Annotated in this window: 23 protein-coding genes and 2 pseudogenes; 16 read left to right on the forward strand and 9 right to left on the reverse strand. The window is 61.5% G+C overall.

Features of this window, described 5'->3' with window-relative positions; all coding sequences use genetic code 11:
- The 4 genes and pseudogenes from EG19_RS13580 to EG19_RS03220 form a co-directional block, all read left to right on the forward strand.
- Window positions 1-525 (forward strand): annotated as a pseudogene (locus tag EG19_RS13580) (hypothetical protein); the annotation flags it as partial.
- A gap of 12 nt (window positions 526-537) precedes the next feature.
- Window positions 538-2,034 (forward strand): complex I subunit 4 family protein, encoded by a 1,497-nt coding sequence (locus tag EG19_RS03210; protein ID WP_200867106.1) that lies wholly within the window; start codon window positions 538-540, stop codon window positions 2,032-2,034.
- A 2-nt stretch (window positions 2,035-2,036) separates the two neighbouring features.
- Complete coding sequence (locus EG19_RS03215) at window positions 2,037-3,467, forward strand: NADH-quinone oxidoreductase subunit N (protein ID WP_038047473.1); 1,431 nt, start codon at window positions 2,037-2,039, stop codon at window positions 3,465-3,467.
- A 3-nt stretch (window positions 3,468-3,470) separates the two neighbouring features.
- Window positions 3,471-4,139, forward strand: a complete 669-nt coding sequence (locus EG19_RS03220) for a redox-sensing transcriptional repressor Rex (protein WP_038047475.1) — start codon at window positions 3,471-3,473, stop codon at window positions 4,137-4,139.
- Here EG19_RS03220 and EG19_RS03225 read toward each other — a convergent pair.
- Window positions 4,136-4,777, reverse strand: coding sequence for a hypothetical protein (locus EG19_RS03225; RefSeq protein WP_038047478.1), 642 nt, complete (start codon window positions 4,775-4,777; stop codon window positions 4,136-4,138). The two genes, EG19_RS03220 and EG19_RS03225, sit on opposite strands and share 4 nt — an antisense overlap.
- A 145-nt stretch (window positions 4,778-4,922) precedes the next feature.
- Between EG19_RS03225 and EG19_RS12285 the strand changes: the two genes are divergently transcribed.
- Both EG19_RS12285 and EG19_RS03235 read left to right on the forward strand, forming a co-directional pair.
- Entirely contained in the window at window positions 4,923-6,482 is a 1,560-nt protein-coding gene (locus EG19_RS12285; protein ID WP_053334820.1) for a serine/threonine protein kinase, read from the forward strand.
- A 65-nt stretch (window positions 6,483-6,547) separates the two neighbouring features.
- The gene (locus EG19_RS03235) at window positions 6,548-8,176 is read left to right on the forward strand and encodes a tetratricopeptide repeat protein (protein ID WP_038047481.1); all 1,629 of its coding nucleotides are present in this window, start codon (window positions 6,548-6,550) and stop codon (window positions 8,174-8,176) included.
- On the opposite strand, the gene EG19_RS03240 is transcribed toward EG19_RS03235, so the two are convergent.
- From EG19_RS03240 to hpt, 8 genes are all read right to left on the reverse strand, one after another.
- Complete coding sequence (locus tag EG19_RS03240; protein ID WP_038047482.1) at window positions 8,145-8,723, reverse strand: NUDIX hydrolase; 579 nt, start codon at window positions 8,721-8,723, stop codon at window positions 8,145-8,147. The two genes, EG19_RS03235 and EG19_RS03240, sit on opposite strands and share 32 nt — an antisense overlap.
- On the reverse strand, window positions 8,713-9,930 hold the full coding sequence (locus EG19_RS03245) for a glycosyltransferase family 4 protein (protein WP_038047484.1): 1,218 nt from the start codon (window positions 9,928-9,930) through the stop codon (window positions 8,713-8,715). Before EG19_RS03245 ends, EG19_RS03240 begins: the two co-directional genes overlap by 11 nt.
- Window positions 9,927-11,034 (reverse strand): peptide chain release factor 2 gene (gene prfB, locus EG19_RS03250; protein ID WP_152543888.1). Its coding sequence is split into 2 segments (ribosomal slippage): window positions 9,927-10,967 and window positions 10,969-11,034, totalling 1,107 coding nucleotides; the frame shifts between segments, so codons are not numbered across the junction. Before prfB ends, EG19_RS03245 begins: the two co-directional genes overlap by 4 nt.
- Before the next feature lie 7 nt (window positions 11,035-11,041).
- Window positions 11,042-12,547, reverse strand: coding sequence for an apolipoprotein N-acyltransferase (gene lnt / locus EG19_RS12290; protein WP_053334821.1), 1,506 nt, complete (start codon window positions 12,545-12,547; stop codon window positions 11,042-11,044).
- Window positions 12,544-13,398 (reverse strand): patatin-like phospholipase family protein, encoded by an 855-nt coding sequence (locus EG19_RS03260; protein ID WP_038047485.1) that lies wholly within the window; start codon window positions 13,396-13,398, stop codon window positions 12,544-12,546. Before EG19_RS03260 ends, lnt begins: the two co-directional genes overlap by 4 nt.
- On the reverse strand, window positions 13,395-14,279 hold the full coding sequence (gene yqeB / locus EG19_RS03265; protein WP_053334822.1) for a selenium-dependent molybdenum cofactor biosynthesis protein YqeB: 885 nt from the start codon (window positions 14,277-14,279) through the stop codon (window positions 13,395-13,397). The genes EG19_RS03260 and yqeB overlap by 4 nt, the downstream gene beginning before the upstream one ends.
- A complete protein-coding gene (locus EG19_RS03270) occupies window positions 14,276-14,659 on the reverse strand; it encodes a Rid family detoxifying hydrolase (RefSeq protein WP_200867107.1) in 384 nt (127 codons plus the stop codon). Before EG19_RS03270 ends, yqeB begins: the two co-directional genes overlap by 4 nt.
- Window positions 14,660-14,661: 2 nt before the next feature.
- Window positions 14,662-15,189 (reverse strand): hypoxanthine phosphoribosyltransferase, encoded by a 528-nt coding sequence (hpt, locus tag EG19_RS03275; RefSeq protein ID WP_038047487.1) that lies wholly within the window; start codon window positions 15,187-15,189, stop codon window positions 14,662-14,664.
- 154 nt (window positions 15,190-15,343) lie between these two features.
- Between hpt and EG19_RS13585 the strand changes: the two genes are divergently transcribed.
- The 10 genes and pseudogenes from EG19_RS13585 to EG19_RS03330 all read left to right on the forward strand — a co-directional run.
- The gene (locus EG19_RS13585) at window positions 15,344-16,924 is read left to right on the forward strand and encodes a hypothetical protein (protein WP_038047489.1); all 1,581 of its coding nucleotides are present in this window, start codon (window positions 15,344-15,346) and stop codon (window positions 16,922-16,924) included.
- 4 nt (window positions 16,925-16,928) lie between these two features.
- Window positions 16,929-17,747, forward strand: a complete 819-nt coding sequence (locus tag EG19_RS12295; protein WP_053334823.1) for an FHA domain-containing protein — start codon at window positions 16,929-16,931, stop codon at window positions 17,745-17,747.
- 70 nt (window positions 17,748-17,817) lie between these two features.
- On the forward strand, window positions 17,818-19,014 hold the full coding sequence (locus EG19_RS03290; RefSeq protein WP_235208695.1) for an RHS repeat domain-containing protein: 1,197 nt from the start codon (window positions 17,818-17,820) through the stop codon (window positions 19,012-19,014).
- A gap of 489 nt (window positions 19,015-19,503) precedes the next feature.
- Window positions 19,504-21,192 carry an RHS repeat domain-containing protein gene (locus EG19_RS03300; protein WP_081799877.1) on the forward strand — a complete coding sequence of 563 codons (1,689 nt, stop codon included), beginning with the start codon at window positions 19,504-19,506 and terminating at the stop codon, window positions 21,190-21,192.
- A 34-nt stretch (window positions 21,193-21,226) separates the two neighbouring features.
- Window positions 21,227-21,907, forward strand: a complete 681-nt coding sequence (locus EG19_RS03305; protein WP_038047496.1) for a hypothetical protein — start codon at window positions 21,227-21,229, stop codon at window positions 21,905-21,907.
- Between the two features lie 162 nt (window positions 21,908-22,069).
- Window positions 22,070-23,329: an RHS repeat domain-containing protein gene (locus EG19_RS03310; protein ID WP_053334825.1), complete on the forward strand. Its 1,260-nt coding sequence runs from the start codon at window positions 22,070-22,072 to the stop codon at window positions 23,327-23,329.
- A gap of 45 nt (window positions 23,330-23,374) precedes the next feature.
- Window positions 23,375-23,803, forward strand: coding sequence for a hypothetical protein (locus tag EG19_RS03315; protein ID WP_038047500.1), 429 nt, complete (start codon window positions 23,375-23,377; stop codon window positions 23,801-23,803).
- A 14-nt stretch (window positions 23,804-23,817) separates the two neighbouring features.
- Entirely contained in the window at window positions 23,818-24,555 is a 738-nt protein-coding gene (locus tag EG19_RS03320) for an RHS repeat domain-containing protein (protein ID WP_038047503.1), read from the forward strand.
- A gap of 9 nt (window positions 24,556-24,564) precedes the next feature.
- The gene (locus tag EG19_RS03325) at window positions 24,565-25,458 is read left to right on the forward strand and encodes a hypothetical protein (RefSeq protein ID WP_161685340.1); all 894 of its coding nucleotides are present in this window, start codon (window positions 24,565-24,567) and stop codon (window positions 25,456-25,458) included.
- A 135-nt stretch (window positions 25,459-25,593) separates the two neighbouring features.
- A pseudogene (locus EG19_RS03330) lies at window positions 25,594-25,958 on the forward strand (RHS repeat domain-containing protein); the annotation flags it as partial.

The raw sequence follows: 25,958 nt of genomic DNA on the forward strand, positions 1-25,958 counted from the left end.
CGGATTTTGGGCGTGGGCTCGGTGGTGGTGGGTTTTGTGGGCGTTGGCAAGGCGTTGACGTTCGGGGCGGATGTGAACCTCTTCGAGCACTTCCTGCACGAGACGGCGCCGGTGGTGGAGGTGGGGCACGTGGGTCTCGGTTTGGAGTGGGCGCTCATCCTGCTTTCGGTGGGGGTGGCGGTGCTGGGGATTTACCTGGCCACGCGCTTTTACACCGGCGAGCAGGCTTTTGCCGTGCCCCGCAGCTTCGCAGAGCGTTTCCCCCGCCTGTACCAGCTGGTGGCCAACAAGTACTACGTGGATGAGCTTTATGGGGCCGCCATCGTCAAGCCCCTGGAGCGGACCTCGTACTTTGCCTGGAAGGGCATTGATACCGTGGCCATTGACGGCACGCTCAACGCTTTGGCGTTTTTTACGGAAATCACCGGTGATTTCCTGCGCTTTTTCCAGACCGGCAACGTTCGCAACTATGCCCTTTGGATTTTGGCGGGAGCAGCGGCCCTGGCCGCCTGGCTCGTGCTGTAGGGAGGTGCGTCCGTGGACTTCCTCACCCATCCGCTTTCCACCATGATCTTCCTCCCGGGGGTGGTTGGCCTCCTGCTGCTTTTGATGCCCTCCCGGGCGGTTTCGTTGCACCGGTGGGTTTCCCTGGTGGCTTCGCTGGTGACTTTGGTTTTGGCAGCCGTGGTCCTGGACCGCTTCGATCCCAACCAGGGCGGCTTTCAGCTCACCGAGTCCGCCAGTTGGCTTCCCAGCCTTGGCATTAGTTATCGCGTGGAGGTTGACGGCATCTCGTTGCTTTTGGTGCTGCTCACCGCCCTCTTGCAGCCTGTGGTTTTCCTCTCCTCCTGGGGTTCCATTAAGGACAAGGTGAAGGGCTACGTGGTGGCCATGCTGCTGTTGGAGACCGGTGTGCTTGGCGCCTTCCTCGCCACCGACATGTTCCTTTTCTACGTGTTCTGGGAGCTCATGCTCGTGCCCATGTACTTCATCATCGGCGTGTGGGGCGGGGAGAGGCGGATTTACGCGGCGGTCAAGTTTGTGCTCTTTACCCTGGCGGGAAGCCTCCTGATGCTGGTGGCCATCCTCTACATGGCCTTCCAGTACAAGGCCCAGTTTGGGGCGCTGTCCTTTGCCTACAGCGATTGGCTTGCGTTGCGTTTGCCCATGGCTGAGGGCTTTTGGCATTCCCCACAAATGCTGGCTTTTGCCGCCTTCGCCCTGGCTTTTGCCATCAAGGTGCCGGTATGGCCGCTGCACACCTGGCTTCCCGATGCCCATACGGAAGCGCCTACCGGTGGCTCCATTATCCTGGCCGGTGTGCTCCTCAAGCTCGGAACCTACGGTCTTCTGCGCTTCAACCGGGCCTTGTTCCCTGAGGCATGGGTAAAGGCCCAGGGTTTGTTTATCGCCCTCGCGGTGATTGCCATCGTTTACGGGGCTTTGGTGTCCTGGGCGCAAAAGGACATGAAGCGCCTGGTGGCTTTTTCCTCCGTGTCGCACATGGGCTTTATCATCCTCGGGTTGTTTGCCGGAGGCGTCACCGCAACCCAAGGGGCGCTGCTGCAGATGATCAACCACGGGCTTTCCACCGGCGCCCTGTTCTTGCTGGTGGGGGTAGTTTACGACCGGCGTCACACCCGCATGATTGAGGACTACGGCGGTTTGGCTGCGGTGATGCCGGTGTACACCGGGACCTTCCTTTTGGCCACCTTGGCCTCCATTGGCTTGCCCGGGCTTAACGGCTTCGTGGGCGAGTTTCTCATTCTCCTGGGCACCTACCAGACCCGCCCGCTGGCCGCGGCTTTGGGCGCCACCGGCGTGATCCTGGGCGCGGTGTACATGCTGAGCCTGGTGCAGCGGGTGTTCTGGAACGCGCTCACCCACGAGGAAAACCGCTCCCTTACCGATATGACCTGGCGGGAGCTGGCAAGCTTTGCGCCTTTGGCGGTGTTCATGGTATGGATTGGGGTTCACCCCACCACGTTCCTTTCCCTATCTGAAAAGGCCGTACAAAAGCTCATTGGAGGCTAGCCTTGATTTCCCTCTGGCTTGAAAGCATTGCTCCGGAAATCATTTTGGTGCTCCTCGGCGGCATCCTGGTGCTTTTGGATGCCTTTGTCCCGCGCCTGCGACCGGCGTTCTCGTGGGTGACGCTGGGCGGGGTTTTGCTGGCCCTGGTGACCCGCTGGTCCATCGGTATTCCAGGCGCGGTGTGGGAAGGGGTGCTGGCGGTGGATAGCCTGGGGCGCTTCGTGGACACCTACATCCTGGTGGCCTGCGGTTTGGCGTTGCTCATGGCCGACCCCTACCTTTCCCGCACCAATGCCCGTTACGGGGAGTACTTCGGGCTTTTGCTGTGGGCAGCGGTGGGGGCCATGACCATGGCCAAAGCCAACCACCTGCTGGTGGTTTTTGTGGGGCTGGAGCTCTTGTCCATTGCCCTTTACGTGCTCAACGCGTTCCACCGCCAAAACATCCTGTCCCTGGAAGCGGGGTGGAAGTATCTGGTGGTGGGGGCCTTTTCCTCGGCGGTCTTTCTCTTTGGTGCGGCGTTGCTTTACGGTGCCGCCGGAACGCTTTCCTTCCCGGCTCTGGCCCAGCAGGGCATCCCCAACAGCACCCTCGCCACCCTTGCCCTCGCTCTCCTAGCTTCAGCTTTGGCCTTCAAGCTTGCCCTCTTCCCCTTCCACGCCTGGGCACCCGACGTGTACCAGGGCTCGCCCACACCGGTAACCGCCTTCCTCTCGGTGGTGCCCAAGGGCGCCGCCCTGGTGGTGCTGGCGCGGGTGGTGGCTTACGTGAACCCGCAGCTGCTTACCCCCCGCTGGACCGCGGCTCTGGCAGCGCTGGCGGTGGGCTCCATGGTGTTGGGGAACCTGGCGGCCATTGCCCAGAGGGACATCAAGCGCATGCTTGCCTACTCGGGTATCGCCCACATGGGGTACGCGCTGGTGGGGTTGGTGGCTTTCGGTGCTGACGGCGTGGCTGGCGTGCTGGTTTACCTCGCGGCTTACACCTTCATGAACATTGCCGCCTTTGCCGCGGTTTCGGCTTTTTCCGAAAGCGAGGAGGAGCCGCACCTCATCAACGATCTTGCCGGACAGGGTTGGGAGCGGCCGGTGGTGTCCTTTGCCCTGAGCCTTGCCATGTTTGCCCTGGCCGGCATCCCTCCCACCGTGGGCTTTGTGGGTAAGTTCCTGGTGTTCCGCGCGGCCGTGAACGCCCAAATGGTGTGGCTTGCGGTGGTGGGGGTGCTGGCGAGCCTGGTGTCAGTTTTCTATTACGTACGTGTGGTGTACTATCTCTACATGAAGCCTTTACCGAAGCGCAAGCCGGCGTTCAGCGAGCCGTTTGCAGTGAAGGCGTTGTCGGTGGTTTGCGTGCTGGCGATTGTGCTGTTGGGGGTCTTCCCGCAAACGCTGGTGCAGCTTGCGCAGGAGGCAGCTGGGCTTTTGGGGAGGTGACACATGGCCTTCAAGCGCTACATCCCGGTGGAAAGCATTTCGGAGCTCACCATTAACCGGCTTTCCGTTTACCTCCGATGCCTCGACCAGCTGGAGCAGGAAGGGGTTCTTACGGTGTCCTCGCAGGAGCTGGCCGATCGTTTCCACCTCAACTCCGCGCAAATCCGCAAGGACCTGGCGTACTTCGGTGAGTTCGGGATCCGCGGCGTGGGCTACAACGTGGCGCAGCTCAAGGAACACCTGGTGAACATCCTGGGCCTCAACGAGGAGCGACACGCGCTTATTGTCGGCGCCGGCAACCTGGGGACCGCCCTGGCCCACTACTCAGGCTTCAACACCGGGGGTTTTCGCATTGTGGGCATCCTGGACAACGACCCCAAGCGAATTGGCGCGCAAATCCCTGGCGGTTTGGTGGTGGAGGATGTCAAGTTTTTGCCTGACATTGTGAAAGAACGGAATGTGCACATTGGAATCATTACAGTGCCCGCAGCGGCGGCGCAAAAGGTCTTCGATGCCCTCGTGGAAGCCGGGGTACAAGCGGTGCTGAACTTTGCCCCCACCCAGCTTAAGGGGCACCCTGAGGTCAAGCTCAAGAATGTGGATTTGAAGATTAACCTTGAGCTTCTCTCGTTCTTCCTGACGCAAGCGGGAAAGCTGGTGCCTCCCGCTTAGCGTCCGCTTTTGGGCTTTCCGCTCGCCGCCATGGCCTCGCGAATGCGCCGGGCCAGCCTATCCTGGCGGGCTTGAAGCTGGGCCATCTCCAGCCGGAAACGGGATAAAAGCTGCAGCTGCTCCTGCTCCCCACCTATTTGCCGGCGCTCCGTGGCTAGCTTGGCAAGCTCCCCGCGTAAAGCCTTCAGTTGTGCTTCAAGAAACTGGCTGGCAGCGGGGTCTTTGGTGTTTTCCTTAAGCTTTTCCAGCTCCTCCAGGTTTCGCTGGAGCTCCTGCTCCAGCCGCAAGCTTTCCTCCTCGCGCCCCTTCAGGGTCACCAGCCGCGACACCGCCTCCTGGATCCGCGCAAACTTCTGGGGGTCGGCCCCCAAAGCGCGGGCCGCCTCCCGCTCCACCACCGTGAGCTCGGCCAGCTCCCGTACCGGATCGCCCCCCGACGTTTGCAGGCGGTCCAGCGCTTCCTCCAGACGGGAAAGGGCCTTGCGCTTCACCGCCAGGTAAAGCTCCATATCCTCAGGGGTCAGCACCCAGCCCTCGGCAACCTCCGCGGCTGTGGGGGTGGGGGCGGGCGTCGCTTTTCCCGGAAGACCGGGTTTACACGCGGCCAGAAGCAGCGAAAGCAAAGCCACCCAAAGCACGCTCCAAGCGTAACACGAGCTCTGACGTCCCATTACGGGGCGGTCATGGCCCTGACCAGCCCCCAAAACGTTGCGTGCCCGCCTTGCCACCCCGGCTTCCCCTTGGAATGCAAAAGCGGTAGAGTAAGAGACCAGGATGGGCACTGTGACTAGGATTGGTAAGTACGAAATCGCCGAACAAATTGGCATGGGTGGTTTTGGCGTGGTGTACAAGGCTTGGGACCCCTATATCCAACGGTGGGTCGCGCTAAAGACCTGCAACGCCACGGACCCGGAAACCACCCAGCGGTTTTTCCGCGAGGCTCAGCTGGCAGGCAACCTCCAGCACCCCAACATCACCATGATTTACGACTTCGGGGTGGAAAACGACACCCCTTACTTCGTGCAGGAGTTCCTCTCCGGGGTGGATCTCGACGAGCTCATGGGCAAGCAGCCCCTCACCCTCCAGGCCACGCTGGCCATCCTGCTGCAGGTTTGTGCGGGCCTCGAGTACGCCCACTCCCGGGGGGTGGTGCACCGCGACATCAAGCCCGCCAACGTCCGCGTTTTGGAAGACGGCACGGTGAAGATTATGGACTTTGGCATTGCCAAGTCCCTGCAAAGCGAAAGCCGCCTCACCCAAACGGGAGTGGCCTTGGGCACCGCGGGTTACCTTTCCCCCGAGCAGCTTTCGGGCAAGCCTATTGACCACCGCAGCGACATCTTTGCGCTGGGGGTCATGGCCTACGAAATGGTCACGGGTGTGCGCCCCTTTGCCGGCCCCAACCTCTCCAACATCATTTACCAGATCCTCAACCAGGAGCCGGTACCGCCCCGACAGCGCAACAAGAACTGCCCGGAGCGCCTGGAGAAGGCCATCCTCAAGTGCCTGGCCAAGGATCCCGCCAAGCGCTTCGCCAACGTTCGGGACTTTGCCCGGGAACTCAAGCTGGTGTTTCAGGAGCTTCCCAGCGCAGGTCCCCGTGCCGAAACCACCACCGCCATCGTGCGCTCGGAACTGGCCCGCCTGGCCGGCCATAGCCCACTGGAGATCACCAGCGCCACGCAGCTTTCTGCCGCCCCGCTGGAGCACTATCCCACCGAACCGGTGCGCCCGGCCCAGCGCCGCATCCCCTGGGCTTATGCCGTGGTAGGAGCCGTCCTGGTGTTGGCGGGAGGGGGCTACTTTTTGCTGGTGGGGGGGAAAGACCAGTCATCGGTAGCGCAAGTGCCAGCCACACCGGCACCTAAGCCTTCCCCACCACCGGCCACCCCCACCCCGCTTCCCGCCCCCCAAACCGTCAACGTGGAGCTGGTGGTCACGCCTCCCGCCGAGGTGGAGGTGGACGGCAAGCCCCTGGGCCGCGTTGCCAGCACCACCCTGCCGCTCACCCCAGGCCCCCACCGCTTCCGGTTGCGCATTGCTGGCTTTTTGGACCGCAGCGAAGAGGTGGAAGTCAAGCCCGACCAGCCGCGGTTGGTTTTTGACCTGCCGCGTTTTGGCTTGCTTAACGTGGTTCCGGACATGGACGTCCCCATCCGCGGGGCGGAGGTTTTTCTCGACGGCAAGCCCCTGGGCAGCTTGCCGGTGAGCGGGAAAAAGGTGGCCGTGGGGGGACACCGGGTGGAGGTCACCTGGCCCGATGGTGGCAGGTTTGAAGCGGATGTGGTGGTGTCCGATACCGCGCCCACCGATTTGGTGGTCCGGCCAGGTGGGAGTTCCTAGGGAGAACACTTAGGCTTTTTCTGCGGCGCTTTGAATTTACCGGCCAGAACGGTAAACTCTAGGTCATGAAACGAGCGCTGCTGGTTTTTCCGGTTTGCGTCTTCCTTGCCGCCTCGCTTTTAGCCCAAACCACCCTGGACCGCGCCCACGAGGCCTTCCGGCAGGGACAGTGGCAAAAGGCCGCACAGCTTTTCACGCAAGCCGCAGAAGAAACCCAAGACGCTAGAAGCCGCGCGGAAATTCGCGTGAAGCTGGCCTGGACGTACTTCTTCGCCTTAAAAAACCGCAGCAAGGCCGAACAAACATTGCGTCAGGCGCTCAACGACGCCCCGGACTTGGAGATCATCCCCGACCTATACACCGACGACTTCGTGGCGCTCTTTGCCCGCGTCAAAAGCCAGCTGGCAAGCCCCGGTCCCGCCCCCACCCCCAGCCGGGCAGGGGTTGGTGCCGGCGGGCTACCGGCGTTGCGGGCCAAGCTTGCCAGCGCCGTGGATGCCTTTGCGCTGGAAGCGCTGCTGGCCGAAGCCAAAGCCATGGAACCCACCCAGCCCGCGGCCACCCTCCCCGATCTTTTGGAGCTGGAAGCCGACGTCCTCGACCGGTTGGGCCGCCCGCAGGAGGCCCTGCGGCTACGGGGCCGAGCCCAAGCCTTGCGCACCGTGGCGCAAGCCGCCCCCGGGACCGCAGTGGTGCCGCTGGAAATGATCCGCCAGGCGCGGCAGTTCTTGGTAGCCGGCCAGCCGCAAGATGCCATTGCGCTTTTGCAGGGGGTTTTGGATGCGCTTCCTTCCTGCATCCCCGCCTTTGAGGTGCTGGCGCAAGCCTACGTGGATGCAGGCCTTTTCGACGAAGCCTACAGCGCGCTGCAAACCGCCCTCATGGGCAACGAAAAGCCCGAGCTGCTCCTGGCCCTGGGAGAGCTGGAGCTGGCCCGCCAGCGCCCCACCGCCGCCCGGGATGCCTTCCGCCGAGCGGTGACCCTCGACCCCACTAACGACCGGGCTCTGGCTGCGGCCGGCCTTTTGGCCGCCACCCTGGAGGACTACGCTTCGGCCAAGGACTTTTTGGACCAGGCCCTGAAGGCCAACGGCACCCTGTACCAGGCGCGGGTGGCTCGAGCCCAGCTGGCGCTCATGGAGGGTCAGCCCCAGGAAGCCGTAAACCATCTGCTGCGCGCCCTCCAGGTGCGCCCCAAGGACCCCTGGGCCACCGGCTGGCTGGGGGTGGCGTACCTGGCGGTGGGCGATGTGGCCGCCGGGGAAGCCCGCCTTAAGGAAGCCACCAAGGCCGGAAGCCAGGAGTTTGCGCTTTTCCTGGCGGAAGCCCTGGTGAGGCAACGTCAAGGTCCAGAAGCCTTGAAGCTCATAAGCCCCGATCACCCCGACCCGCAAGCGCAGCTGCTGCGCGCCCGGGCTTTCCTGGCCTCAGGGAAAACCGAAGAGGCCAAGGAGCTGTTGCAGCGCCTGGTCAAGCTTTACCCCACCCACGGGGGAATTCGCTACCTTCTGGGCTACACCCAGTTCTTGCTGAGGGAATGGCAGCCGGCGCTGGAAACCCTAAAGGCAGCGCAGGATCTCAAAGGCGCTCCGTCCTTCGTGGAAGAAGCGGTGGTGCTGGCGGAAAAGGCCAGCAAAGCCCAACAGCTCATGGACGGCGCACTTACACCACCGCCCCCGCCTCCCCGCCGGTAAGGCGGAAAAGCAAGTCCTGCAGGATGCGGGCGGTGGCTCCCCAAATCCGATGGGGACCGTAGTGGAGAACCGGCGAGCGCAGGGTTTTGCCCTGCCAGGTGAACTCCTGCTCTTCCACCAGCAGCGGGTTGGCAATCACCGAAAAGGGCACCGGCACCACCGCCGCCACCTCCCGGGGATCGGGCTTGAGCTCGTGGGGGTACGGGATGGCCCCCACCACCGGCGAAATGACAAAGCCCGTCACCGTGAAGAGGTCGTCCAAATGGCCCAGGATCATCACCTGCTCCTCGGGAATGCCCAGCTCTTCCCGGGCTTCCCGCAGGGCGGTGGCCACCTCGTCGGGATCCTCCTCGTCTTTGGCTCCCCCGGGGAAGGCGTACTGCCCAGGGTGATGGAAGAGGTGATCGGCTCGCCGGGTGAGCAACACCCAGAGCTCGCCGCCGGCCACGTAAAGGGGCACCAAAACCGCCGCCGCCGTGGCCTCCGGCACCTGCAGGCGGCGCACCGGCTGAGCTTCCAGCTTGCGAGCCACTTCCTCAAACCACACGGCTCTCTCCACGCTTGCGGCGATCCTCTCTCTCCAGGGTAGCGGCCATGTCCTCCACCGCCGCCAAAAGCCGGGCGGCGGCCACCTCGGGGGCATGTCCCCCATCCTGCCAAGCCCGGTACGCCAGGCGCTTCTTTTCCGCCAGCACCTGGGGGTTGCGGGCCAGGTAGGCAAGCCAGCGGGCCAGCTCCACCGCCCCCTCACCGCCGGGACGGATGCGCAAGGCCACCTCCGGCGGAAACTCCAGAAACTGCTGATAGCCGCACACCACCACCGGCTTGCCGCAAGCCAAAAACCGCAAAACCGCCGCCGAAGTTTCCCCGGCGGTGGGAAAACGCGGCACCAGCCCCACATCGGCGGCAGCCAGGATGTCCCCCAGCTGCTTTCGGCTGGCGTAGCCAAAAAGCACCACCTGCGAAGCAAGCCCCAGCTGGCGAACCGTGGCGGCAAGCTCCTCCTGCTCCGCGCCCTCCCCCACCACCACCAAACGCACGGGCAAACCCAGTTCCTGCACGATGACCAGGGCCCGCAAGATCACCCCAAGCCCCTTGGCCGGGGTGAGAAAACCCAAGTGCACCGCCAGGATCTCCCCGTCTTTGAGGCCAAGCTTTTCTCGAAAAGCCCCACCTTCGCCCGGCAAAGCCGCCACCGCCAGCGGCACCTGGCGCACCGGCAAGCCCGGAAGCTCAGTTTTTACCGCTTTTTCGGCTGCTCGGTTGTGGACCAGCACGGCGTGGGCGTAGCGCAGGTAAGCCGGGCGGGCCGGAAACAAAAACGGGTCCAAAGGGCCGGTAAAGCCCCACCGGCGGGCCCATGCCAGCGCCTCACCGGCCTTTCCGGCCACCGCTGCAAGCTCTTCGGCAAACCGCTGCCAGTTGCCGGTGCTGGCTGCCTCCTCCACCAGCAGGTGATGCAGCACCGCATCGTGCAGCACCACTACACCGCCCAAGCGCCGAAGCCGAGCGGCTACCCACAGGTGGTAGGGGTTGTTGCCCAGGTGCAGCAACTCCAGGCCGCGAGGCGGAGCTTCCGCCGCCTGCCAGGAGACCTCTTCCCGCCAGCTCACCTCGGGGCGGCCGTCGGGCGGCTCGATGACCGTGACGCGGCAAAGCCTGGCCAGATGCGGCAAAAGCTCATCGGCGTAGTCCGCCACCCCCGAGCGGGTGGGCGGTAACGGCGAGCTCCAGGTTACCTCCAAGGCCCTCACGCCTTCTGGGTTTCCAGCACCTGCTGCTTAAGGTACGCTTCGATAAACCCGTCCAGGTCGCCGTCCAGCACGCTATCGGCGTCCCCCACCTCAAAGCCGGTGCGCAGGTCCTTCACCAGGCGGTAAGGCTGCAGCACGTAGGAGCGGATCTGGTTGCCCCAGGCAATGTCCTTCTTGGGGCCTTTGATCTTCTCCAGCTCCTGCTCCTTCTTTTGCCGCTCCAGCTCAAAGAGGCGGGCCTTCAAGATCTTCATGGCGGTGGCGAGGTTTTTAATTTGCGACCGCTCGTTTTGGCAGCTCACCACGATGCCCGTGGGAAGGTGGGTCACCCGCACCGCCGAATAGGTGGTGTTGACGCCTTGCCCGCCAGGACCGGAAGCGCAAAAGCGGTCAATGCGCAGGTCCTTTTCGTCAATGGTCACCTCCACCTCCTCGTCCACCTCGGGGTAAACGTGAACCGAGGCAAAGGAGGTGTGGCGGCGCCCCTGGGCGTCAAAGGGGGAAATGCGCACCAGGCGGTGAATGCCGTTTTCCGCTTTCAGGTAGCCGTAGGCATACTCCCCCTTCACCAGCACCGTGGCCGACTTAATGCCCGCCTCTTCGGCATCCTGCACATCGAGGATTTGCGCTTCAAAACCCCGCCGCTCGCACCACCGCAGGTACATGCGCAGGAGCATGTTGGCCCAGTCTGCCGACTCGGTACCGCCGGCACCGGGGTGAATTTCCAGGTAGGCGTTGTTGGCGTCGTATTCGCCGGTCATCGTGAGCTCTAAGGCCAAGCGGGAAAGCCGCGGCTCAATGCGGGCAATGGCTTTAGCCAGCTCCTCCTCTACCGCCGGATCCTCTTCCGCCAGCTCCTCCAGGACCTCCAGCTCCTCCAGCGCCTCGGCTAAAAAGCGGTCGCTCCCCAGCTTGGCCTCCAGGGAGCGCACGTTTTGCATGATCTCCCGCGCCTTTTCCCGGTCCTGCCAGAAGTCCGGTTGTTGGGTTTTTTGGCTTAGCTCTGCCAGTTGGCTGGCCAGCCGAGGGGCGTCAAAGGTACCCCCGCAGCTTTTGGATTTCCTCCTTCAGCTCCGAAACCTTCGCCAGTTTTTCTTCAAGCATAGGCACCTCAGGCGCGGGACATGCGCCTTCGCGAAGCAAAGGAAGCCCACGCCTGCGCCAGTATAACAAGACAAAATCCCGAAACCGGCAAAAGGTGCAGCCACGGGGCAAAACGGGCAGCAGGGGTAAGGCCCGCGCCGGGAACCACGCTCTCCCCAATGACCCCCCGCTGGCCCAGGGGGAGCTTCTGAAGCACCCGGCCGTAGGGGTCCACGATGGCGGAAATGCCGGTGTTGGCGGCCCTCACCAGAAAGCGGCGGTTTTCCGCGGCGCGCAAAATTGCCAGCACCAAATGCTGGTAAGGCGCCGCTGAATCGCCATACCAGCCGTCGTTGGTGACGGTCACCAGCATCCCGGCCCCTTTGCGCACCTGCTCGGCAACGTGAAGTGGAAACGCCACCTCGTAGCAAACCGCCCCTCCCAAAAACCCTTCCGGACCGGGAAGCACGTGGGCTTCCCTTCCCGGAGTAAAGCCTCCCACCTCCCGCACCAGGGGCCGGAGGAACGCAATGCGCCCCAAAAGCGGTACGTACTCGCCAAAGGGCACCAGGTGCACCTTGTCGTAGCGGGCTATTGTCCCTTCGGGAGCCACCACGTACATGGAGTTGTAGAAGCTTTCCCGCTCACCAAAGCCAACGGAGTTGAGCGTAAGCCAAACTCCGTGGTCCCTGGCAAAGGCCGCCAGCGAAGCTCGGTAGTCCTGGTCTCGCTCCACAAGGCGCGGGACCGCGCTTTCCGGCCAAACCACCCACTGCGCCCCTTCTTCCACCGCCTGTTTGGAAAGCCCCCACACCCAGCTTTCGATGGTCTGGAGGTTCTCGCCCTCCCACCGCACCTCCAACGGCACGTTGGGCTGCACCGCAAAGGCCCTCACCGGCTTACCGCTCGCTTGAAAACCCGGGGCAGCCAGCCCACAAGCCAGCAAGAGCCCCAAGCCCAAAAAAGCCCAGCGAAAACCCCGGCGGTCTTTGGCCAAAACGCCAAAGGCCGCGGCAAAGAGCACAAGCCGGAGGAGCAAACCGTAGGTGGTTGCCCCCAAAACCGCCACCGGAGCCAAAAGCGTGGGCCAGGGGACCAGAGAAGCCACCAGCGGGTTCCAGGGAAAGTTGAAGGGCGGCAAACCCTGGGCCATTTCCCCCGCCGCCAAACCCAACGCCAGCACCGCCCAACCCCAGCGCTCCCCCGCCCGCGCTGCCGCCCAGAAGGCCAGGCCCCAAAAAGCCCCCAGAATGGCACTCATGGCCGCCAACGCCACAAAGGCCAAAACCCCCGAAAGGTGCCCGTACCGGGTCATGACCTCGGTCACCCAGCTCACCGCCAAAACCCAATGGCAAAACCCGGCCCAGAAGCCGAAGAAAAAAGCCTTCTTTGGGGGAACTTGCTGGAGAACCGCCACCAAAGCTACCGCCGCCAGTGGCAACGCCCACAGCCAGTGCCAGCGGGGAAGGGCCAAGGCCGTCAAAACCCCGCCGGCAGTTGCCAAAAGCCAGAGCCGAAAGCGCCCGTCCTTCACGCTGCTTCGGTCCCCGGGTCAAACCGCGAAAAAAAGGCTTGAGCGGCTTCCCGCCCGGCCTGCACCGCTTCCTCCACCGCATGGTAATCGGCCCAGTGGAGGTGGTTGACCCTGGGGGCAATGACGAAGTCCGCCTCCGCCAGAAGGCGCTGGCGCAGGGCCTGCCAGCCCATGGCCGCGGCCCGCAGCATGGCCCGGGCCACCCCGTCCTTGCCGGGATAGCCCACCGGCAAGCCCTCGCTCACCTCCACCGCCAAAACCGGGGAGCCCAGGCTACGGGCCGCCCGTACCGGGATTTCCGCCACCGCCCCGCCGTCCTGCAGGAAGCGCCCCTCCACGGCAATGGGGTTGACCAAACCCGGCATGGCGGAACTGGCGGCCACCGCACGGACCAGCGAACCCCTCGAAAGCCAAACCTCCTCGCCGGTGAGGGTATCGGTGGCCACCGCCACAAACGGCACGGGAAGCGCTTCAATCGGCGTTTCGGGAAGGAAAAAGCGGACGTAATCCAGCATTTGCGCTTCGGAAAGCAAGGCCTTCCGCAGCAAAACATGAAGCACCTGAATCGCCAGCTTCGCTCTCTGCCAGAGGTGACCCTGCCCTAACTCGTGGAAATCCGGCATGCGGCGAGCCCGCCCCGAGCTCACAAAACCCCGCACCCGATCCACGGAGCCCGGTCCCAAGGTGAGCCACAGGGCGCCCAAAAGCGCCCCCGAGGAGGTGCCGGCCATCCCCACCACCTCGATGCCCCTTTCGGCCAACACCTGGAGCACCCCCAGGTGGGCCACACCGCGCATGCCACCGCCCCCCAGGGCCACCACGACTTTCTTCGGCACCCCGTCGTTGGTCACCGCACGCCCAGCTTGCCCGCCGGAGCGGTGGCGGGTTTGTTGAGAACGATGGCTTCCAGGACGCCCTCGGCCACCCTTCGGGCTTTGTCCGAGATGTGCTCCAGATCGTCGGTGACCCCGCGGGGATCAATGTCGCCGATCTTGTCCCCCACTTCCACCGGCACGCTATCCCGCAAAAGCCCGCGAATCACCCCGGAAATCCGCGCCACAATGGGGAAGTCGTCGTCCACCGGAACCCCGCGGTAAAGGTCCTCCCGCAGCACCAAAAGCGAAATGAAGCCGATCTTTTCCCCCTGCTGCACCCGGTCGCCAATTTGCCGGGAGGTGTGGAAGATCCCCCGGTACTGCGCCTTGATGACCCGCTCCTGGCTGTAACCCATGATTTCCGCCGGCGGCTCAGGGTCAAGCTCCTCGCCGTCCTCCAGGATGCGGCCAAGGTGAGGCCCCCGCACGGTTTCCACCACCACGTGGCAGTCCCGGCCGGCCTGATAGCCGGGGCCCAGAGCAATCACCAGGGGTGCCAGCTCCGGCGTGAGCCCCCAGTTGTGGCGGAGCATGGCCGCTTCCACGTAAACATCGGGGGGCCACGCCCGCAACACGCTCTCCAAAGGGAAGGTGGTAATGGCCACGTCGCCGCGGGCGTGCACCGCCGGTACCTCCCGGAGGTCCATCACCAGGCGGGCGGTGACCCCATCTACGGTTTTGGAGTGCTCGAAGACCGCCTCGGAAAAGCACACGTTGCGCCGCACCGCTTTGGGGAACGGCAGCTCCACCAGCAGGATGCGATCAAACCCGTGGCGGGCCAGGTGCACCGCCACCGCGCTGCCCAGCTCCCCCGCTCCCCGGATCAACACCGAAAGCGATGAGAAATCTCGGTTCATAGCACCGCCACCGCCTCCACTTCCACCTGCGCGCCGCGGGGCAGGGCGGCCACCTGCACCACCGCCCGGGCCGGACGGTGCTCACCAAAAACCTGGGCGTAAATCTCGTTGAAAAGCGAAAACTGCCCCAAATCCACCAGGTACACGTTGACCTTAGCCACCGAGCTGAGATCGGCTCCCGCAGCCCGCACGATGGCTGCCAAGTTGGCCAGAGCCTGCCGGGCCTGATCGGCAAAGCTTTCGGGCATGGGACCCCCGTCCGGCGGAAGGGGGATTTGCCCGGAAACGAAAAGCAAGTTACCGGCGCGCACCGCTTGGCTGTAAGGGCCAATGGCTTGGGGAGCCTCAGCGGTTGTCACCGGGAAAAGCATCGCGGCCATCGCTAGCCTCCTTCTTCCATCGCGAACTCCCAAATCTCCGGAAGGTTACGGAACTGCTCGGCAAAGTCAAGGCCAAAGCCCACCACAAAGACGTCCGGGATTTCCATACCCACGAAATCCACGGGCACTTCCCGCTTGCGGCGGGAAGGCTTGGACAGCAGCGCCACCACCTTTAAGGATCGGGGGTGCCGGGCGGCAATGAGGGCCAGCACGTCCACCAGGGTAATGCCGGTGTCCACGATGTCCTCCACCACGTACACGTCCTTCCCGGCAATGTCCACGGTGAGGTCCTTGATGAGTGTCACCATGCCCGAGGAGCTGGTGGAAGCCCCGTAGGAGGAAACCTGGATGAAATCCACCGCTACCGAGCGGGTAAGGCGCTGAGTGAGGGCGGTGAAAAAGTACACGGCCCCCTTGAGGACCCCCACAAACACAGGATCCTTGCCCTCCAAATCGCGGTTGATCTCGTCCGCCAAACGCTCAAGGATGCCGTCCAGCTCTTGCTTTGTCACCACGCGGCGTTTCAGCATAGTACCCCCGTCCACCAACCGCGCATTATGCCGGATTTTCGGGCGATCTTGCCCCATTAAGCGGGCCCTAGCCGCTGCTGCACACTCCGCTGGGCCTGCGCGCATCTTGCGCTTGCCGTTGCAAGCCTATAATCTTGGTGTAAGGAAGATTACCGTGAGCGTAGCGAGCTTCGCCGAGCTCAACCAGCGATACATCAAGCTTGCGGACCGGTGCCGCGCGCAGTGGACGTTTTATCAGCTCCTGCAAGGCTTGCACAAACACCTCAAGCACGACGTCCCGCCCCCTGAGCTGGAGTTTCGCGAAACCTTCGACCGGCTGAAGGAAGTGGCAGAAAACCTCAACAACCCCGACACCACCTCGGTTCTTCGCCTCATCGAAAAGGTAGAGCTGCACGCCGAGCTTACCGACGGCAAGCTGCGGGAAGCCGATCAGGCGGTTTCCCCTTCCCTCCTGCGCCGCTTCTTTGACCGCTTAAGCACCCGCGACGAAAAGGTGCTTTTGGCCGTCATCAAGTTTTACCTGGACGCCCCGGAGCTGGAAGGCGACGTGCTGGACAAGCTGGACGTGCTCTTCACGCGCCTTGCGGAAATCCCCAGAGCCGAGGGCGGCTTCCTGTCCCGGGAGCGCCACGAGCTGGAAAGGCTGGTGAAGCCGCTTTTGGCCGGAAGGCCGGTTCCTGAGATCCCGGACCGAGAGGTGGAAATCCTCCTGGAGGCGATCCTGGAGCTCCGGTCGGAGATTCTGGCCAAAAGGACCTTCAGCGAGCTCATGGCCAGCGGCAGCCTGGACCGCTTCCGCAACCTGAAACGCCGCCTGGGAGCCTCCTTGCTCCACCCCCGCTTGCTTCCGGCGCTCATGGAAAGCACCGTGGCCATCAAAAACCGCTTCCGCCTCCTGTGGGAGGAAGAGGAAGCCTCCATCCTTGAGGACACCAACCGGGTCATGGAGCTGGCCCGGCAACTGGAGCGCAACCCCGAGGTGGTCACGCCGGAACTCCGGGAGGCCATCGAGACCTTCACCCAGACCCGGCAGCGGTTCGAGCAGGCCCGCCAGGAGGACAACCTGCGCACCGAGGACATCCAAGCCCTGCGCCAAAGCCTCAACGGCATCATCGAGCAGTTCGACAGCCAGCATCCAGGGGTGGCACCTCCCCGTTCGGCAGCTCCCGCCGGAGCGGAGGAGCTGGAGGAGTCGGCGGCACCGCCCGTTCGTGCCGCTGTCGCCGCCCCGGTTCCCGTGGTGGCCGATCCTCTGCTCCACGAGTACCTGAGCAAGATCCTCTTTGCCCTGGAGCTGGCAGGCAAAGACCGTCCCCCGGGGCAGCTCGCCCAGGCCCGGGAGGTGGTGGCCCTGCGCCTGGAACCCTGGGAGGTGGAGGCTTGTTTGGCCCTGGCCAGCGGCGAGGTGAGCGAAGGTGACCTCGACTCCGAGCGAAAGAAGCTCTTTGCCCTGGCCGCTGCCCTCCGCATCAAAGCCGACGAAGAAGCCCGGGAAATTGACCGGCTTTCCAAACGCAGCTCCGAACGCCTGGCCGAGCTCCTAGAGCAGGCCACCCAAACCCTGCAACGGGCATCAGAAATGGACCGGCGCTTTGCGTGGCTCATTGAGGACGCCCTTTACCGCGGAGAAACCGAGCATCTCGAGCGCCTTTACCGTTCCCGCTTCCGCCTCATGCGGGCCTATTCCGGCCTTTGGCTCATCCACAATGACCGCGGTGGTATCTCCCCCTTCTAACACCATGGGCTGGAAGCTCCGGGTGGGAGAAGCGGCGTTTCCGCTAGAGCCCCCGCGGGTGGTGGTGGGGCGCAGCCGCTCCTGCGACGTTCGCCTGCGGGAGGACACGGTTTCCCGCCTCCACGCCGCCTTCGTTTGGGAGGAAGACGGCTGGGTCCTGGAGGACCTGGGTTCCTCCAACGGCACGTTCCTCAACGGCCAGCGCGTCGTGGAGCGCCAGCGGGTCAGAGCCGGGGACCAGGTTCGCTTCGGTGCGGTGAAGGCTGCCCTGGAAGGACCCACCGGCGCGGTGGCAAGCTCCGGAGCGCGCCCCGCGCCCATCCCGGAAGCGACCTGGGACTACACCGTGGGCCTGGTCACCTCGCCGCCGGCCTCACCCCTCTGGCGGCTGGCGGCTCTGGGGTTGGACCTCGGCTTGTTTGTCCTGGGCTCTCTCGTTCCGTTCCTGCCGCTTCTCACCATGCTGGCAGCGGAAAGCTTCCTCCTGCGGCCCGAAACCCTCCCCCCCAGCATGACCACCAAAGCCTTCGTGGCCGGTGGCTGCGGCGCCCTTTGGGTGATTTACGCCTGGTACTACTGGATTCACGGTTGGGCACGGCGGGGGGGAACCCCGGGCATGCGCCTTTTGGGCCTGCGCCTTGTGGACAACCTCTTCCGCCAGCCGGTGGGCTACGCGCGGGCCTGGCTGCGGGCGCTGGCCTGTGTGGCCACCGGCCTCACCTTCGGCGTCGGTTTTCTCATGGTGTTTTTCCGCCCCGATCGCCGTACCCTCCACGACCTCCTGGCCGGCACCCAGGTGGTCCACCGCACACCCACGCCCTGACGGCCGCATCGCCGCCGCCCCACCACGCTTCGCACTCCGATGAAACCACCACCACGCCCACTTCTCCTTGGTGCGGACGCGTTATCATTTTGGTGAGAACGTGACGATGGAAGTGAAGGCAAACCGCTCCGTGGTCCCGGCGAGCTACGACGACCAGTACCGGCTCCTTCAGTACGGCGACTACACCTTCACCTACACGGCCAATGGGGAGCTGATTTCCAAGTGCCAGGGGTCGGTTTGCCAGTACTTCGATTACGATGTGTTTGGCAACCTAAGGCATGTCATTTTGGACAACGGCATGGAAATCGAGTACGTGGTTGACGGGAGAAACCGCAGAATCGGCAAAAAAATCAACGGCACGTTGGTGCAGGGCTTCATTTACGATGATCAGCTTCCCATCGTGGCTGAACTCGATGGAAGCAACCAGGTGGTTTCCCGCTTCATCTACGCCGACCACACCAAAGTACCGGAGGTGCTGGAGAAAGGAGGGAGAACCTATCGGATTTTGCACGATCACCTTGGAAGCCCACGGTTCGTCATTGACACCCAAACCGTCGAAATCGCCCAAGAGCTCCACTACGACGCCTGGGGCAACATCACCTACGATTCCAACCCCGGCTTCCAACCGTTCGGCTTTGCCGGTGGGCTTTACGACAACCGCACCAAGCTGGTGCGCTTTGGCGCCCGCGACTACGACTCGCAGGTGGGGAGGTGGATGAGCAAGGATCCTCTGCTTTTCGGTGGTGCGGGTCCTAACTTGTTTTGCTACTCGCTCGCAGAGCCTGTTAACCTCGTGGACAGCAATGGGTTTGCGTGCGGAAGCCCTTGCCCCAATTACCCACCGGGCTGCGGCGAACTCCCGCAAAAAGGTGATGGGCAGTGCCCGAAGTGCGATCCGGGAAAAATAAGGGCGTCCCTACAGGAGGCTCTCCAAATGTACTCTTGGTACGCAAGAGGCGGGTCTAGCGCTTCGGAAGCCGCGGCTGCAGGCGGTTCAATGCAGACCGTTGCGGGGGTAAAGTGCAAGCCGAGGGTTGCCCCGGAGTTACCTCCCGGATGGCATGTTTACGTCTCTTCCTGGCCGCCCTCAACATTTAACTGTTCAGGGGACCCATGTGTCGATTTCTGCGTGTGCGTCCACGAATGGTTTCACGTGATAGATCGGCGCCCGCATGACCTCTTTCATTGGTCGCAATCGTACATCGAGCGCTTTTACGAGCTGCCCGCGTATGCGACCGAGATCGAGTGTCTAAACCAGTACCTCTGATACAAATGTCGCACCGGTTCGTCCTGTGTGGGCTTCTGGCTTTGGTGTTCCAGCTTGGGGATTCTACCGTCTCCGAAAGGCAGTCGAGCCACGCGAGACCACGCACAGCGCTTAGCCGCGGCTGCGCCCAGCTGAGTTGGAATGAGCTGCTGTGGATAGCTGAAATCCATAGCGAAGGGGCACGCAGATGCCTGGAGCGGTTTCTGGCCGAGGAGCCAAAAAGCGTGGAGGGACTGCTCGCTGCGGTACTCCTTGAAGAATGGGAGAAGGACCCGGACCGCGAGGGAGAACTTCAAGTGCCTCGTCCACTCCAGCAAGACTCAAACTGCCTCCGGTCTCCGCAAATAAAACGCGAGATTGAAACGGTTAAGCCCCATTCTATTGAGTTTGAAGTGTGGGTTAACCGCCATGGCCAGGCGCGCTGGGCCCGCGTGGTCTATCGCTTTCCATCAACGCCTGCTCCCCTATTCGAGAAATGCGAGTTAGAGTTTGCACTTCAACAAAAATACAGGCCAGCTTGGAAGGGTCACCGTTTTGTCGCGCACGAATTCACATTTAAGGTCCTCTTGCACTATAAAACCCTTTGAGAGGGCCGGCGCAGTGTTTAGCCCCCGCGCGTCTCGAGTGCGTGCGGTAGTTTACGATCTCTTTCTTGAAATCAAGGTAACTTCTGCCGGCACTTTGCAAGCAAGTCTGGAGCGAGTGTACAACAGCGAGTTCCCCGCGACCCAGCTCAAGCTCAACGGCCAACTTCTTGCAAGCTTTTCTTATGACAATGACGGGCTTCTCACCCAGGCAGGGCCCCTTGCCATCACCCGCGACCCCCAGACCGGCTTTTGGCTTTCCAGCCAGGCGGGGGTTGTCCAGGAAAGCCGAAGCTTCGATGCCTACGGGCAGCTGCAAAGCCAGGAGTTTAAGGTCTCGGGCGCTTCGATCCTCAAAATCACCTACGAGCGGGACAACCTGGGGAGGATCACCGCCAAAAACGAAGAGCGTCCTTCGGGGATTACCCGCTTCGAGTACGGCTATGACCCGGCAGGAAGGCTTGTGTCGGAAAGGAAGATCCTCCCCGATGGGTCTTCCCTTCTGACGCAGTGGAGTTATGATGGGAATGGGAACAGGGTCATGGAGGTGAAGCCGAACGGGACGGCAGTCACCGGCAGCTACGATGACCAGGACCGGCTCCTTCAGTACGGCGATTTGAGCTTCACCCACACGGCCAACAGGGAGCTGATCAGCAAGTGCCAAGGAAGCGTGTCCCAGTACTTCGATTACGATGTGTTTGCCAACCTTCGCCATGTGATTTTGGACAACGGCATGGAAATCGAGTACGTGATTGACGGGAGAAACCGCCGAATCGGCAAGAAGATCAACGGCACGTTGGTGCAGGGCTTCATTTACGACGATCAGCTGCGCATTCTGGCGGAGCTTGATGGTCAAAACCAGGTGGTGGCAAAGTTCACGTACGCCGACCAAATCAACGTGCCGGAGGTCATGGAGAAAGGAGGGAGAACGTATCGGGTTTTGCACGACCATTTAGGCTCACCAAGATTCGTGATTGACACCCAAACCGGTCAAATCGTGCAGGAGCTCCACTACGACGCCTGGGGCAACGTGGTGTTTGATTCCAACCCAGGCTTCCAGCCGTTCGGTTTTGTTGGAGGCCTTTATGACAACCACACGAAGCTGGTGAGGTTCGGCGCCCGGGATTACGACCCGCAGGTCGGGAGGTGGACGAGTAAAGACCCGTTAGGTATCGAATGGAATCGAACGAACTTGTTTGACTATGCCGCTGGCCAACCGTTGAATGTGGCAGACCCGGCGGGAAAGAGCATCGTCTCTCCCGGGTTTCCGGCGCCGATGGACCAACTTCCATGTGCGAAACGGGTGGCCGATCAGTTAGTCCAAATTATCCCCGAAGCGTGGTCGGACAAATTCAAGCATTGCGTCATTTCGTGCCTCATTGCCAAGTATTGTGGCCCATTTGGCAGTCTCGCAGCCGGTGGTGCGAAAGAGCTCAAAGACCTACTCGACAGAAATCCGAATACACATCCCGAAAAGGACGACTGGAACGCAGATGTTGCCGGGGTCCTTTGCGCAATGATGGGAGCCAACGACCCCTGCAATACCTGCTTTTGCTGCTGCAGCAAAAGGGGCTATTCGCCGTGGAAGAAATAGAGGAAGTAGGCAGGTTCCTAGAACAGGTGGGGCGATGGAACTGAATGCGTTCTTAAGGCTGATGGCCCCCGGTCGGCTTGGGCTTGTGGCGACACTCGCAACCGTTCTTCTGGCAGTACCTCACTATTCCTGCAGTCGCGAGAAGTTCTCTTACGAATACCTCAGGAACAATAAGGAAAACGACTTTTTCTCTCGTTCGGGCAAAGAGTTTGCCCCTCTGGCTAAAGTGTGTCCTACCTTCTCTATCCTATTTTTCAGTGACGATTTGGATATTCTCGCGGCCCAGGGCCATTGCTCAGAAGGTGGGTCGCCCGAAAGCGTATGGAATGCGATCGAAGAGCTCCTGGAAAAGCGCCGCGAGCTGGAGAAAGCATGGGCTGTTATCATGAACGTGTGCGACCCCAAAACTCTCGAACGCTCGAAGGAAAGCGCACACGACATCCCAAGAAAAGAAAAAGGACCGGACTTTCTCAGAATATGGAGCGTCTGCCAGCCCTTCGAAATTGTGTGCGAGCCAGAAGAAGAATGGTTCCTCCTAGATGAAAAAACGATGTCGCTGATCTACGTAAGGGGAGAGTTCGTTTGCGAAGCGGGCAAACCACCTGCCCGCGAGAAAGTCTACGCCAAGGTTCTCCAGGAATGCTTCTACCGCTGGCGCGCGGAATCGCGGCTGGCTAACTGCCCCGAGGGGAAGCCGCCTGATCCAACAAAGTGACGTCGGCGTACCTTCCCCGCGGCCCCTTTTGCTCTCGTATCCTTGATTCGCTTGAGCCCAAGCGGTCGAGCCCACCGAGAGCCTGCCGAGAACCCCGGCGAACGCTCCGCTCAGCTTAACGTAAAGACGACCCCCAATTGGCTTTCCAGCCAGGCGGGGGTTGTGCAGGAAAGCCGAAGCTTTGATTCGTATGGTCAGCTTCAAAGCCAGCAGTTTAAGGTCTCGGGCGCTTCGATCCTCAAGATCACCTACGAGCGCGACAGTCTCGGGAGGATCACCGCCAAAAACGAAGAGCGTCCTTCGGGGATTACCCGCTTCGAATACGGCTATGAGCCAGCAGGAAGGCTTGTCTCGGAAAGGAAGATCCTCCCCGATGGGTCTTCCCTTGTGACGCAGTGGAGTTATGATGGAAATGGGAACAGGGTCATGGAAGTGAAGCCCAACGGCACGGTGATCACCGGCAGCTACGACGATCAGGATCGCCTGCTGAGCTATGGCGACTACAGCTTCAGCTACACGGCGAACGGAGAGCTTTTGAGCAAGTGCCAAGGAAGCGTGTGTCAGTACTTCGACTACGATGTGTTTGGCAACCTTCGCCATGTGATTTTGGACAACGGCATGGAAATCGAGTACGTGATTGACGGGAGAAACCGAAGAATCGGCAAGAAAATCAACGGCACGTTGGTGCAGGGGTTCATTTACGACGATCAGCTGCGCATTGTGGCGGAGTTGGATGGGAACAATCAGATAGTTTCGCTGTTTATTTACGCCGACCACATCAACGTGCCGGAGATCATCGAGAAAGGAGGGAAAACCTATCGAATTTTGCACGATCATTTAGGTTCACCAAGATTCGTGATTGACACCCAAACCGGCGAAATCGCGCAAGAGCTGCAATACGACGCCTGGGGCAACGTGGTGTTTGAGTCCAACCCCGGCTTCCAACCCTTCGGCTTCGCTGGAGGTCTTTACGACACCCACACCAAGCTCACCCGCTTCGGCGCCCGCGACTACGACCCGCAGATCGGGAGGTGGACGGCAAAAGATCCTATCGGTTTCGAAGGCGGGCAGAGCAACTTGTTTGGTTACGCCGTTGCTGACCCTACGAATAGGCATGATCCGTTTGGTCTCCGATGTGTCGGCCCACTCCCGCTGCCCTACGCGAATTGCGCAGAAAAGGCGAAGGCCCGTCTCAGCATGGCGACACTGGCATGCGAGCAGCAATATCAGGCTTGCCTTTCGAATTGCGGATGCCCCTCTATTGTGCCCAGCCCCGAGGCAGTCACGTGCCGCCTTTTGTGTTGGCTTGGCTACCAACAGTGCCTGGCAACAGCTCAGGCGCGTCACAAATTCGACATGCTTACCTGCCTTAGCCTTTTTGGGCCGCGAGTCCCATTTCCGCGGCCAATGCCAGGAAAATAGGGGGACAATGTGCGACAGCCGTGGTTTGACGTCTACCGAGGACTAGTGACAACCCTAACCGCTATTGGCTTACTTTTACTCGCTCTAATCTTCGGCGGCCTGTACTTTCACTTGAGCCCCGGGCCGTGGCAATGGGCCATTCTCCTCGTATTCTCATTGGCAGCAGCGGGCTTTTACCGCGGCTGGGTGAATAGCACACTGCTTGGCTTCCTTGCCGGCAATTCCCTCGCCATGTTGCTACTTGTTGTTGCTGCAGCTGTTTTGCCAGATCCCATAGCGGTTATTCCGCCGGCCGAGCACATCGCGCGCATGGTTTACACGCCCTTATTTGCTGCCGTACCGGCAGCGATCGGCTTCGGGAGCGGGCGGTTACTTAAGAAAATGATCCGAAGGAAATGGGAAAGGCATCCCTCCCGAAGAAAAGATGGCTTTGATTCTCCCTCCCAGGCCAAAAAGAAGATCGAACCCTGGTAAGGGGAGATTTCAAGGTGGTGTCCCGCTTCATTTACGCCGACCACATCAACGTGCCGGAGATCATCGAGAAAGGAGGGAAAACCTATCGAATTTTGCACGATCATTTGGGCTCACCAAGATTCGTGATTGACACCCAAACCGGTCAAATCGTGCAGGAGCTCCACTACGACGCCTGGGGCAACGTGGTGTTTGATTCCAACCCCGGCTTCCAACCCTTCGGCTTCGCCGGTGGCCTGTACGACACCCACACCAAACTCATCCGCTTCGGCGCCCGGGATTACGACCCGGCGGCGGGGAGGTGGACGGCAAAGGATCCAATCCAATTTGAGGGCGGCGACACGAACCTTTTTGGCTACGTGTTTGCTAATGCGGTGAACGAGGTGGACCTGACGGGCCTTGCAATCTGGGTTTGCGTGCGGCCCGCTAGAGACCTTCCGGGAAACCATGCGTATTTCTGGGACGATCGTAAGAAGCAAGCCTGTGGAATGTCCGCTTCGTCTGGTGGGGACCCTGACGTTAACGAGAAAGGCCCCGGCAAAGATCACTGCACAAAAATCCCCGATACAGATGGCAAGGAGGACGACATTATGAAGTGCTGTCGCGAAAACGCCAACAGGGCCTTATGGTTCCCATGGGCCCCGTTCAAGCGCGTTCACGACTGCTTTGGCCTGATCGAATATTGCCTCGGGAAAGCAGGTTGTCCTGTGCTCTTCCCTGCGGGCCGGACTGGCCCAATCCCTGGCAGAAATTGACGGGACCCGTTGATGGCGTTTGGTCACCCTGCTAACACTGCGGCGGCCACGCTCGCGATTGCTGTTTGGTTGCTTGCTGGCTCCGGCTGCCAATCCCACAAAGCGAAGGCAGCGTTAAACCTGTTTGTGTACAGCCAAAGCGATATACGCCGCTGCCTACGTCGGATAGGCTGCGCCACATTTGAATACGATCGCGTAGAGCGCAACGGCGATGGCACACAGCTCCGGATTTGGGGCAGTAGCTGCGCATCGAAAAGCGTTCTCGTGCTACGCCTTGACGGGCGTGCAGTGACTACACCGACGGTAGGAGACCTATCGTATTTAAACGACGCTGGTGATGTCGTCGCCTGGTACGACTTCGGTCATCGCGCAATGATTTTCCGCGACCGGACTGCCTTCCGCCCATGGGAGTTTGGCTTTTTCGGCGTTGACCGTGGTGGTCGGTACTTTTTCGTCCAGTTGGAACCCCGTGTTACATCGGTGGGACCTGTGGACCGGCCCAAGAATCTCTTCCGCATCTCAGATTTTGAGGCGCGGGAAATCTTCGCCTCGGGTAACCGTGTGTATCTGTTCGAGATGGGCGGCCCTGCGGTTCGTTGTGCGGTCGTCGAAGAATCACAAATGGGCTTCTCGCTGGCCGCGGAAATCACGATCCCACGGCCAGGGGGCTCGGCACCAACTCCTTACTACGTGGAGGACATGGACACACGGTCTGGCCGCGTGCTCCTGCGCGACGTTTTTGACAAGCCCTTTCCGTCCTACTGGTACCTATTTGACTTTAACACCAGACGGATAGAGAAGATTGGCAGGGCGAAACACCGCGCCTTCTTTCTTCTCGGCGATGTACTGCGGGCGGTCGAGACATATCCGCAGGAAAACCCTCCAAAAGTGCGGCCGCCGTGAGGGACGCCACCACGCATTCTTTGCGTTTCGAAAAAGCAAAAAGCGAGATGACCATCGGATCGTTTCGAGACGAATCACTGAGGTTGCCGCGGCATTGGCGACTCCGAAGGAAGGCTTTCCACCATCACTTCACCTTTGGGTGCCACCAGCTTTTCTTACGACCTCAAGGGAAGGCTTTCGGCCATCACCACCCCCGATGGCCAGCAGCTGCAGTACGACTACGATGGGTTTTTGGAAAAGAAGGTGAGCTTTTCCGGGAGCATCCAAGGAAGCTTGGAGCGGGTGTACGACAGTGATTTCAAAGTCACCCAGCTCAAGCTCAACGGCCAAGCTCTTGCAAGCTTTTCTTATGACAATGACGGGCTTCTTACCCAAGCAGGACCTCTTGCCATCACCCGCGACCCCCAGACCGGCTTTTGGCTTTCAAGCCAAGCAGGGGTGACCGAAGAAAGCCGAAGCTTTGATGCCTACGGGCAGCTGCAAAGCCAGCAGTTTAAGGT

The organism is Thermoanaerobaculum aquaticum (assembly GCF_000687145.1).
Taxonomy (GTDB): Bacteria; Acidobacteriota; Thermoanaerobaculia; order Thermoanaerobaculales; family Thermoanaerobaculaceae; genus Thermoanaerobaculum; species Thermoanaerobaculum aquaticum.